This is a genomic window from Cryobacterium zongtaii (assembly GCF_002909375.1).
Lineage (GTDB): Bacteria > Actinomycetota > Actinomycetes > Actinomycetales > Microbacteriaceae > Cryobacterium > Cryobacterium zongtaii.
In genome coordinates this window covers 17,793-28,442 of the sequence record NZ_PPXD01000003.1, presented here as the reverse complement: position 1 = coordinate 28,442, position 10,650 = coordinate 17,793, and the positions used below count along the sequence as shown (strand labels likewise).

Annotated in this window: 10 protein-coding genes and 1 pseudogene; 8 read left to right on the top strand and 3 right to left on the bottom strand. The window is 69.8% G+C overall.

The genetic code is table 11. From position 1 onward, the window contains the following. Together C3B61_RS01910 and C3B61_RS01905 are read right to left on the bottom strand one after the other, a co-directional pair. A pseudogene (locus C3B61_RS01910) lies at window positions 1–618 on the bottom strand (hypothetical protein); the annotation flags it as partial. Between the two features lie 91 nt (window positions 619–709). After that, window positions 710–1,183, bottom strand: a complete 474-nt coding sequence (locus tag C3B61_RS01905; protein ID WP_103459345.1) for a hypothetical protein — start codon at window positions 1,181–1,183, stop codon at window positions 710–712. 151 nt (window positions 1,184–1,334) lie between these two features. On the opposite strand from C3B61_RS01905, the gene C3B61_RS01900 reads away from it, so the two are divergent. Genes C3B61_RS01900 through C3B61_RS01885 form a run of 4 tightly spaced genes read left to right on the top strand, consistent with a single transcriptional unit; the run spans window position 1,335 to window position 5,088 of the window. After that, a complete protein-coding gene (locus C3B61_RS01900) occupies window positions 1,335–2,555 on the top strand; it encodes a sensor histidine kinase (protein ID WP_103459349.1) in 1,221 nt (406 codons plus the stop codon). Further along, window positions 2,552–3,172: a response regulator transcription factor gene (locus C3B61_RS01895; protein ID WP_103459344.1), complete on the top strand. Its 621-nt coding sequence runs from the start codon at window positions 2,552–2,554 to the stop codon at window positions 3,170–3,172. The genes C3B61_RS01900 and C3B61_RS01895 overlap by 4 nt, the downstream gene beginning before the upstream one ends. A 51-nt stretch (window positions 3,173–3,223) precedes the next feature. Further along, the gene (moaA, locus tag C3B61_RS01890; RefSeq protein ID WP_103459343.1) at window positions 3,224–4,336 is read left to right on the top strand and encodes a GTP 3',8-cyclase MoaA; all 1,113 of its coding nucleotides are present in this window, start codon (window positions 3,224–3,226) and stop codon (window positions 4,334–4,336) included. A gap of 44 nt (window positions 4,337–4,380) precedes the next feature. Beyond that, entirely contained in the window at window positions 4,381–5,088 is a 708-nt protein-coding gene (locus C3B61_RS01885; RefSeq protein ID WP_165791112.1) for a helix-turn-helix transcriptional regulator, read from the top strand. Window positions 5,089–5,144: 56 nt separating this feature from the next. On the opposite strand, the gene C3B61_RS01880 is transcribed toward C3B61_RS01885, so the two are convergent. Further along, on the bottom strand, window positions 5,145–5,483 hold the full coding sequence (locus C3B61_RS01880) for a non-heme iron oxygenase ferredoxin subunit (protein ID WP_103459341.1): 339 nt from the start codon (window positions 5,481–5,483) through the stop codon (window positions 5,145–5,147). A 125-nt stretch (window positions 5,484–5,608) separates the two neighbouring features. On the opposite strand from C3B61_RS01880, the gene C3B61_RS01875 reads away from it, so the two are divergent. From C3B61_RS01875 to C3B61_RS01860, 4 genes are read left to right on the top strand one after another with little or no spacing between them, the layout of a single operon-like run. Further along, window positions 5,609–5,935 carry a DUF2249 domain-containing protein gene (locus tag C3B61_RS01875; RefSeq protein WP_241990309.1) on the top strand — a complete coding sequence of 109 codons (327 nt, stop codon included), beginning with the start codon at window positions 5,609–5,611 and terminating at the stop codon, window positions 5,933–5,935. A 27-nt stretch (window positions 5,936–5,962) separates the two neighbouring features. Then, complete coding sequence (locus C3B61_RS01870; protein WP_194087779.1) at window positions 5,963–7,171, top strand: hypothetical protein; 1,209 nt, start codon at window positions 5,963–5,965, stop codon at window positions 7,169–7,171. Beyond that, the gene (locus C3B61_RS01865; RefSeq protein WP_103459340.1) at window positions 7,168–9,807 is read left to right on the top strand and encodes a multicopper oxidase domain-containing protein; all 2,640 of its coding nucleotides are present in this window, start codon (window positions 7,168–7,170) and stop codon (window positions 9,805–9,807) included. The genes C3B61_RS01870 and C3B61_RS01865 overlap by 4 nt, the downstream gene beginning before the upstream one ends. Next, window positions 9,804–10,568, top strand: a complete 765-nt coding sequence (locus C3B61_RS01860; protein ID WP_244285808.1) for a Crp/Fnr family transcriptional regulator — start codon at window positions 9,804–9,806, stop codon at window positions 10,566–10,568. The genes C3B61_RS01865 and C3B61_RS01860 overlap by 4 nt, the downstream gene beginning before the upstream one ends. Window positions 10,569–10,650: the final 82 nt, after the last annotated feature.

Here is a 10,650-nt window from a genome sequence, read left to right as displayed (position 1 = left end):
CGGGCCGGTGACGACGGTATCGATGTCGCCCAGGCCGGTGCGTAGGGCGTGCGCGGCATCGATCGAGAGGGTTCCGCCGGTCACGGCGTGCGAGATCGGTGCGTGCCACGGCATCGGCGCCGGCAGCGGAACGACCGGAGCGACCCCGCCGTGGCCGTCGAACCCGTCGAGCCCATCAGGGATGTCCGGGTCCAGCGCCCCCTCGAGTAGCCGGCGGGCCGCTTCGGCGTCGATCGCGGCGGCCTGCGCTTGGGCGTCTTCAACCTCGGCGAGCATCCGGCCCACCCCCACGAGCTTCCGCGACTCGACCTTGCTCGTGCCGGTCAGCTTCTGAATCAACCCCTCGGGATTCAAAAAGCCCTGCTGCGCAGCCAGACCGGACTGGCCCAGCTCCCACCGGGACCGCTGGGCCAGGGTCTTCGCCAGCCACGCCTTGCGGGTGTCGAGCTCGCGTTGCGCCTGCGCGAGAGTGCGCTGACCGGCCAACACCGCGGCATCCGACAACGCGTCGTAGTCAACGCTGCACGACCCCAACCGGGCCACATTCTCCGCGGCTTCTACCAGCGCATCACCGCGATGAGTGGCGAACGTAGCTGCGATACTCGACTGGTTTGTCATGCCCCGAATCTAGCCCGATTCCGAAACTTTGTGTGAGCAAAAGTCAACTTGTGGATAACTTTTCTTGGGCCATACCGGCCTCCAGCCGCGCCTAGCGGAGGACGGTGACGCCGACGGTGGTGAGCACGCCGAAGACCACGCCCCAGATGATGATCGAAATGATCTGCCAGAAAATGACGGCGTTCTTCGAGGCGCCGAAGGACACCATCGCAGCCGAGGTGATCTGGCTCGGCAGGATCGTCTGGCCGAGGAGGCTGACGCCGGCAACGCCGTACCTGTCAAAGCGTTCGCGCAACTTGGCCCGGCGGGGCGAGTCGGGCTTGGTGGCTTTGCCGAGGCGAACCCGGGACCGCACCCCGTGGGCGCTGAGGACGACAACGAGCATTGAGAGCACGTTGCCGACGATGGCGGCGAGGACGGCGACGACCGGATTGACCCCGGCGAGAATGCCGATGGCTGCTCCGAAGTACGACTCCACGAACGGGATCGCGGCGGCGAGGACGATGCCGACCCACTGCAGGAGCTCGGGCAGGGAGGCGGTGAAGTCGCGCAGCGCGTCAATCAAGATGAAGCCTTTCGTCAGAGGGCCCGGTGGTCCGGGTCATGACTCAATCCTCCGGGCCGGCCGCTCTCCGCTGAAGTGTCGCCGTGTCACCGCGTGCCGGGCACTTCCACACATCGGATAGTGACAAATGTCACTGCTCTACGCTGGCAGCATGCCTGACGCCCTCACCCGCGAATCACCGCGCCCGGCCGGACAGGCGCGCAGCGTGCACACGACCTGGACCTACACCCTCGCATCGATCGTCTTCTTCTTCGTCGTGCTGGATTCGATCCTGCTGGGCGTCGCTGCGTCGAACTTCGAGGCAACCGAGGATGGCCGTGACGCCGCCCTCATCGTGCTCATTCTCGTGTGCGGGGCGATGCACGTGCGCTACTGCTGGTTCCTCCGCGTCGGGCGGGGCGGTGGGATGCCGCGGCTCGCCTGGACCGTGGCACTGATCGTTCCCGCCGTCACCGTGTGGCTGCTCGGCCTCGCCACCCCGGGCGCCGGCTTGTTCGCCGCCTTCCCGCTGTGGATGGGTCTCAACGCCATCGCACCCCTGCTGCCCCGTGCCCGCCGGTGGACGGTTCTTGTCGGCGGAGCCGCCGTGACCCTGGCACACCCGCTGCTGGCGTCCTCGCTCTTCGGCCATCCACTCGAGGCGTCGGGCATTTCGGGGGTTTGGCTGTTGTTCACCTATGGCGCGTTTCTGCCGATGATGGTGCTCTCCAGCCTGTGGTGGTGGGAGATCGTGGTGACCCTCGATCGGCACCGGTCGGTCGCCGCGGAGCTCGCGGTCGCGCACGAGCGGTTGCGCTTCGCCTCCGATCTGCACGACATCCAGGGCCATCACCTGCAGGTGATCGCGCTCAAGTCCGAACTTGCCGAACGCCTCCTTTCCATCGATCCGGATGCCGCCCGGGAGCACCTGCACGAGACCCGGCTCATCGCCAAGCAGGCGCTCGAAGAGACCCGATCCCTCGTCGCCGGATACCGCCAGGTCGACCTGGCGACCGAACTCGAGAACGCCCGAGAGGTGCTGACCGCATCCGGGGCCGACTGCGCGCTCGAACTCGGTGTCCTGCCCGCGGGTATCGAGGTCCGCAGGGTCCTCGCGCTCGTCGTGCGGGAGGCGACGACCAACATCCTGCGACACAGCACCGCGAGCAAGGCGGCGATCACCCTCTCGACGAACGCCGAGGGCAGCACCCTCGAGGTCGTCAACAACGCGGCGTCGCCCGCGACGGATGCGCCGGGGCGCGTCCTCAGCAGCGGCCTGACCGGTTTGCGGGACCGGGTCGCGGCGATCGGCGGGCACTTGGTCACCGAAAGTGACGGCGACACCTTTGTGCTGCGGGCGTTCGTCGCCGCCGGAGTGGGTGTCGGCGCGTGAGCGCGGCGCCCCGCGTCATCCGGCTGTTGATCGCCGACGATGAGCACCTCATTCGCGGTGCGCTCAGCGCCCTGCTCAGCCTGGAGGCCGATATCGAGGTCGTGGCGAGCGTCGGCAACGGCGTCGCTGCGGCGGAGCGGGCGCTGGAGACGAAGCCCGACGTGTGCCTGCTCGATCTCGAAATGCCCGAGGCCGACGGCATCGAGGCGGCCACGCGCATCCTCTCGACCGTGGCGACGAAGGTCGTGATCGTGACGCGGCATGCCCGCCCCGGTGTTCTGCGGCGCGCGCTGGGAGCAAGGGTGTCGGGATTCGTGCCGAAGTCGACTCCGGCCGAGGACCTCGCCGACGTGATCCGCGCCGTGGCAGCAGGCAAACGGTACATCGACCCCGAGATCGCGGCGACGGCGCTGACGGCGGAACGCTGCCCGCTCACCGACCGTGAACTCGACGCCCTGCGGTTCAGTCGGTCGACGATGAGTGTGCAGGACATCGCCGACAGGCTCCACCTCGCGGCCGGGACCGTGCGCAACTACCTGTCATCGGCGATGACGAAGCTCAACGCGCGGTCGCGGCACGAGGCGGCGGAGATCGCCTGGCAGCAGGGCTGGATCTAGCCGGGGCCAGGGCTGCGGCGAACCCGAACCGTTCGGGGTTAGGGTCGGTGTATGCCCGGTGCACCGATTCCCGTGCGCGTCATCGAGCCGCTGGCCGGTGACGTGACGCTCGGGCCAGCCCCGGCCCCGGATACCCAGCTCGTCGACACCCTCGGTCGCCCGCTGCACGACCTGCGCCTCTCGGTCACCGACCGGTGCAACTTCCGCTGCGTGTACTGCATGCCCAAGGAGATATTCGGCAAGGATTTCGCCTTCATGCCCCGCGACGAGATGCTCTCGTTCGAGGAGATGACCCGGCTGGCGCGTATCTCGGTGGCGCACGGGGTGGAGAAGATCCGGCTCACCGGCGGCGAACCGCTGCTGCGCAAGGGCCTCGAAGAGCTCATCGCAATGCTCGCCGCCCTCCGCACCCCGGCGGGCCGGCCCGTGGACATCGCCCTCACCACCAACGGTTCCGCCCTGGCGATGAAGGCGCAGGCGCTCAAGGATGCCGGCCTCAAGCGCGTGACGGTCTCCCTCGACTCCCTCGACGACACCACCTTCCGCACCATGAACGACGTCAACTTCCCGGTCGCCCGCATCCTGGCCGGCCTCGACGCCGCCCATGCCGTGGGCCTGGGCCCGATCAAGATCAACATGGTCGTCAAGCGCGGCCAGAACGACCACGACATCGTCAACATGGCCCGGCATTTCAAGGGCACCCCCTACATCCTGCGATTCATCGAGTTCATGGACGTGGGCACGAGCAACGGCTGGGACATGGCCGCCGTCCTGCCGTCCAGTGAGGTGCGTGACCGCATCCACGCCGAACTGCCGTTGCTGGAAGTGGCGCCCAACTACACCGGCGAGACCAGCCGTCGTTGGCGGTACATCGACGGCGAGGGCGAGATCGGCCTGATCTCCAGCGTCACCCAGTCGTTCTGCCACACCTGCTCCCGCGCTCGGGTCTCCACCGACGGCAAGCTGTTCACCTGCCTGTTCGCCAGCGAGGGCCACGACCTGCGCGCGCTGCTTCGCGACGGCAGCAGCGACGAGCAGCTCTCGGCCGCGATGGGTTCCATCTGGCGGCAGCGCACCGACCGGGCCTCCGCACTGCGCAGCGCCCAGACCGGAGCGGTGCGCTCCTCCGGCAAGAAGATCGAGATGTCCTACATCGGCGGATGATCGCCGCCCGACCCGGTTTAACCGCACGCTGCTACTCTAAAATCATGGTTTCGATCGATCAGAGTGACGCCAGGCACGCGGCCCTGGCCAGTGAGCCGCGCCGCCGGGTGCTGGGCCTGCTCACCGCTGCCGCCGAGCCGCTGGACGCCGTCACCGTCGCTGCGGGCATCGGCCTGCATGTCACCACCGCCCGGTTCCACCTGGAGCAGCTCGAGGCCGTGGGACTGGTCGAGCGCCAGGTGGCCAGGGCCGGCCAGCGTGGCCGCCCGCACGTGCTGTTCAGCCCGGTGGCGGCGCCGCTGCCCGTCGAAGACGCCCAACAGCAGCTCACCCAGGCCCTCGCCTCGGTGATCGGCGAGGACGCCGACGGCGGTCGCGCCCGCTCGGTGCGCGCCGGCGAGCGCTGGTCGGCGCAGTACGCGGCCGGGGCGGATGCCGCCGATCCGGTCGACCTGGTGGGCACCCCGTCCGCCGCCTCGGCCGGAACCGACATCGTGCCTCCGCTGCTGCGGGTGCTCACCGAGATCGGCTTCGAGCCTCAGCTGCGCGCAGACGAGAACACCATCGCGCTGCCGGCCTGCCCGTTCCGGGCCGAGGCGCGGGCCAACCCCAATGTGGTCTGCTCGGTGCACCTGGGCCTGATCCAGGGCCTGGTGCGGGAGCGAGGCCACGACGCGTCCGCCATCCGCCTGCTCCCGTTCGTGCAGCCCGACCTCTGCCTCGTGGAGTTGCCCCCGGGTCTCACGGACTGAGGGAAAAGCCCCCAGTGCGGGCCGAAGTCGGTGCTTTTCTCACAGTTCGCGAACTGTCACCCCACGTAGGAGGACACGTCGACCTGCGCGGTTACGTCCACGTAGACGTCGCCGTCGACGATGGTGAGCGGGTAGACCGGCACCGGCTCCGAGGCCGGCAGGGTGCGGGCGCGCCCGGTGGACAGCTCGAACCGGCCGCCGTGCGCCCAGCACTCCAGGTCGTCGCCCTCGACGAAGCCGTCGGAGAGGGAGATGTCGGCGTGCGAGCACATGTCGCCGAGCGCGAAGCAGTTTCCGGCGCTGTCTTTCACCAGGGCCACCGCCACACCGTCGACCATCACCTTGATCGCCTCGCCGAGCTCGAGCTCGGATTCCGCGCACACCCTGGTTGCCATCTGTTTCTCGTTCCTGCCGATTCTTCTTGCGGCCTGGGCCGATGGGACGAACGTCCCGATTAAAAGGATAGACATCCTCTAAAGTGACTCACTAGGGTCATTCGACCCGGCGAAGGAGAATTTCTGTGACTGCCGAACCGATCAACCTCTCATCCAGCCGCCCCGGTGCCGTGGATGTCGCAGCCCCCGCTGGGCATGCCTGCGCCTGTGGCCACGAGGACACCGAGAAGATCGTCCTCGACTCCCGCACCATCCCGCACGCCATCCGCCACGCCACGATCTTCGGAGCTCTCGGCGCCATCCAGCCCGGCTTCGCCCTCGACCTGATCGCCTCGCACAACCCGCTGCCGTTGCTCGGCCAGCTCGAGAGCAGCCGCCCCGGCGACTTCGTCGTCTCGTACCTCGAGAACGGCCCCGAAACCTGGACCATCCGCCTCACCCGCGCCAACTAGCCGGCACCTGCCCGCCCGACGCCGCCGATGACCACGCTCAGCCCCCTCCGCCGCACCGGCAGCGCCTTGCGCGGCACCGGTCCAGCGGCACGGCCGAAGGTCACCGGCCGGCTGGTCTTCCTGCTCCTCGGCGGCATCGCCCTGCTCGCCGGCCTCGACGGCGCCCTGCTGCTGCTCGGCCTGGCGGCCCCGGTCGACAGCGCCCGGCTCGGTGCGGTGCACGGGCCGCTGATGGTGTTCGGCTTCGTCGGCACCGTCGTCGTGCTCGAGCGGGCCGTGGCCGTGCGCCGCGGCTGGGCGTACCTCGCCCCTGGCCTGCTCGGCGCCGGCGGCCTCGCCCTCATCTCGCCGCTGCCGGTGGTCGTGGGCCAGGTCGCCCTCGTCGCCGGTTGCGCCGTGCTGCTGGCCATCTACGCCGAGATCTGGCGCCGGCAGGGGTCGGTGTCCACCGCGGTGCAAGTGCTCGGCGCCGTCGCCGGGCTGATGGCCACGGTGTTGTGGCTGCGCGGTATCGGCATCCCGCAGCTCGCGCCGCTGCTCATCCTGTACCTCGTGCTCACCATCGCCGGCGAGCGCCTCGAGCTGTCCCGCATCTCGCCCACCGTGAACCGTCGAGCCGAACAGTGGATGCTCGGCATCAGCCTCTCCCTCAGCTTCGGCTCGGTCATCGCCCTGGTCTGGCCGATCGCCGGCTACCCGCTCCTGGGCGCCGGAATGCTGGCGCTGGTGGCCTGGCTGTTCCGCCACGACATCGCTACCCGCATGGTGCGCTCGGTCGGGCTGCCCCGCTACATGGCCTGGTGCCTCCTGGCCGGCTACGGCTGGCTCGTCGTGGTGGGCGGCATCTGGCTTCTGCAGGGCCCGGTCTACTCCGGTCCCGGCTACGACGCGATGATGCACGCCGTCTTCCTCGGCTTTGTGATGTCGATGATCATGGCCCACGCGCCCACCATCCTTCCGGCCGTGCTGCGCCGGCCGCTGCCCTACCGACCGATCATGTACCTGCCGGCCGGGCTGCTGCACGCCTCGCTGCTGGCCCGGGTCCTGTTCGGTGACGCCTACGGTGTGCCGGCCCTGGTGCAGTGGGGCGGTGTCTTCAACATCGTCGCGGTGCTGCTGTTTGTATTGATCGCCGTGGTCTCGGTGCTGCGCGGCAGCACCGTGTTGCCCGCGCGAGCAGCAGCGCGCAGTACCGCCGTGCCGCCGGCACCCTCCCCGCGAGGCTCGCTCCTATGAACGACAAGCTCTGGCACATCGTCTCGGGCACCCTGGTGCCGGCCTGGCTGGTCGCCGCGGTGGTCTTCACCTTTTTGCACCGCCTGGTGCCGTCATCGGGGTGGTTGCTCGTGCACCTGCTGCTGCTCGGCGCGGTGAGCACCGCCATCCTGATCTGGAGCCAGCACTTCGCCGACACCCTGTTGCGACGTAAGGCCCTCGGCCACCGGCTTTCGCTGGGGCTGCGGCTGAGCGTGCACACCGTGGGCGCGATCCTGGTGATGACGGGCATGGTCATCGACGGGTACCCGCTGGTGCTGGTCGGCGGCATCCTGGTGGGCCTGAACGCGGTCATTCACGCCGTCGTGATCGTCGGCCAGTCCCGCGGTGCGATGCCGGGCCGGTTCGCCCCGCTGGTGCGCTACTACGTAGCCAGTGCGCTGATGCTGGCCGCCGGCGTGGTCCTGGGCATCCTGATGGCCAGGCTCGACGGTGGCGGTGAGGACTACGAACGCCTCTTCATCGGGCACCTCGGCCTCAACCTACTGGGCTGGGTGGGCCTGACCGTGATCGGCACCATCGCCCTGCTCTGGCCCACGGTGCTGCACACCCGAGTGGAGGGCGCCACGCTCGCCGGCGGGCACACCCTGATGGTGCTCGTGGGCGCCCTCGGTCTGCTCGCCCTCGGTTGCCTGGCCGACCTGCGCCTGATCGTGGCCCTGGGCGTGCTGGTCTACCTGGCCGGGCTGGGCCGGGTGATCTGGGAGGCCGTCGGCCACCTGCGCCGCGCGCCCGCGGTCACCTTCGCGGCGTGGAGCCTCGGCGCCGCGATGGTCTGGTTCGCGCTCTGCACCCTCGGTTTCGGCCTGCAGCTGGCACTCGCCCCGAGCTGGACCGCGGCCGCCGCCGGCGTGGAAACCCTGGTGCCCTACTTTGCGGTCGGTTTCGCCGCCCAGATCCTGCTCGGCGCCCTGAGCCACCTGGTGCCCGTGGTGCTCGGCGGCGGCCCGCCCGCCCTCAAGGCCACCGCGGCCGAACTCGACCGCGGCGGCCTGGTCCGGGTCGTCCTCGTCAACGGTGCCCTCGTCCTCTCGCTCCTGCCGGTGTCCAGCACCATCACGGTGCTGCTGTCGGTGCTGACCGTGGGCACCCTGGCCAGTTTCCTGGTGCTGTTCAGCCTGGCCCTCCGCACCAACCGTCGGGTACGCGCCCTCCCGCTAGTGCGGATCGCGCCGGGCGAACGCACCGCGCCGACCGAGCGACCCCGCAGCACCGGACGGATGCTCGCGGCCGCGACCGTGCTGCTGCTCACGGTGACCGCGGGCATCGTGGCCGACCCGGCCTCAATCGGCCTGTCGACCGTGGCCGCCCCGGCCGCCGGCACGGCCGCCGCCGCGACCGGGCACACCACCACGATGGCGGTGGACATGGTGGACACCCGTTTTGTGCCCGACCGCATCGAGGTGCCGCTCGGTGACGAACTGGTGATCGAACTCACCAACAGCGACGACATGGTGCACAACCTGGTGCTCGAGTCCGGGCTGGTCTCCTCGTCGCTCGACCCTGGCGCCACCGAGACCGTGGCGGTGGGCGTGATCGGCGCGAGTGTGGACGGCTGGTGCTCGATCGCCGGACACCGGCTGCTGGGCATGGAGATCAGCATCATCGCGGTGGGCGGCGGCAGCGCCACAGACGACATGACCGCGGATGACATGGCCGCGCCTGACTCCGGCCACTCCGGCCACGGCGCGGCCGCGACCGGGGCATCCGCCGCCGACGACCTCGACCCGATGGCTGAACCCGACGCCGATTTCCAGGCGAGGGACGCCGCACTGCCGCCCGCCGCATCCGCCACCGTGCACCGGCAGACCCTGACCGTGCGCAATGTGGAGACCGAGGTGGCCCCGGGGGTCACCCAGATGCTGTGGACCTTCAACGGCACCGCGCCCGGCCCCACTCTGCGCGGCACTGTGGGCGACGTGTTCGAGATCACCCTGGTGAACGAGGGCACGATGGGGCACTCCATCGACTTCCATGCCGGCGACGTTCCCCCGGATGAGGTGATGCGCACCATCCAACCCGGCGAGAGCCTGGTCTATACGTTCACCGCCACCCGGTCCGGCATCTGGCTGTACCACTGCTCCACCATGCCCATGTCGGTGCACATCGCCAACGGCATGTTCGGTGCCGTCATCATCGACCCGCCCGGGCTGGCCGAGGTGGATCGGGAGTACCTCGTCGTGCAGTCCGAGCTCTACCTCGGCACGCAGGGCGGCGAGGTCGACGACCTCAAGGTCGAGGCGCAGACCCCAGACTTGGTCGTCTTCAACGGCTACGCCAACCAGTACGCCGCCCGCCCTCTCGCGGCCCGGGTGGGCGAGACCGTTCGCGTCTGGGTGCTGGCTGCCGGACCCAACCTGGGCAGCGCCTTCCACGTCGTCGGCGGCCAGTTCGATACCGTCTATAAGGAGGGCGACTACACGCTCAAAGACGGCGGCAGCACCGGAACCGGCGGCTCCCAGGTGCTCGACCTCGCCGCGGCGCAGGGCGGGTTCGTGGAGCTCACCTTCGGCCAGGCCGGTCACTACCCGTTCGTGAGCCACGTCATGTCGGATGCCGAGAAGGGCGCCCGCGGCATCCTCGAGGTGCTCCCGTGAGTGAGGCCCGGCGGTCGGTGCCGCTGCGCTCGGTACCGCTGCGCAGTACCTGCGGTCGCCCGCACCCGTGCCCGCCCGCGATGCAACTGCGGATCCTCGAGCAGATCGGCCTCTTCCACGGCCTGTCCGGCACTGAGCTGGCCTCGATCGGCGCACGGATCCAGTCGCTGGCCTGGTCGGCCGGCGAGGCCGTGTTCACCGCAGGCGACCCCGCCGAGCACGTCTACCTGCTCGCGGCCGGCCAGGCGAAGGCCTTCCGCACCACCCCGACGGGACAGCGCACCAGCCTCGACTTCTTCGGGCCCGGCGACGTGCTCGGCGGCCTCACCTGGGCCGGCCGCAGCGGATACACCGAGACGGCCATCGCCCTGGTCACCACCTGCGCCCTCCGCATCGACGCCGGCGCCTTCCGCGAGGTGATGCTCGCGCATCCGTCGGTGGCTCTCGGCGTGCTCGACGTGGTCTCCGACCGTCTCGCCCGCGCCCGCTCCACCGAGCAGCAGCAGGCCTCCAACACCGTCACCGAACGGGTGGCGGCCGGCCTGCTCCGCCTGGCCGACACCTTCGGTGTGCCGGGTGACGAGCCCGGCGCGACCCTCATCCAGCTGCCCCTGACCCGGGCCGACCTGGCCGCCATGGCCGGCACCAGCGCCGAGTCGGTGTCCCGCACGATGAGCCGGCTCCGCCGCGACGGGCTGATCGACTCGGGTCGGCGTTGGACCGCGGTGCTCGACCGGACCGGTCTGCTCGCGGCAAAGTGACGGCCGTCATGGTCGCCGCCAGGCAGCCTCCGTAACGTCGTGAATGCCCCGGTCAACCGGGGTGCACGGCACACCGAAAGGC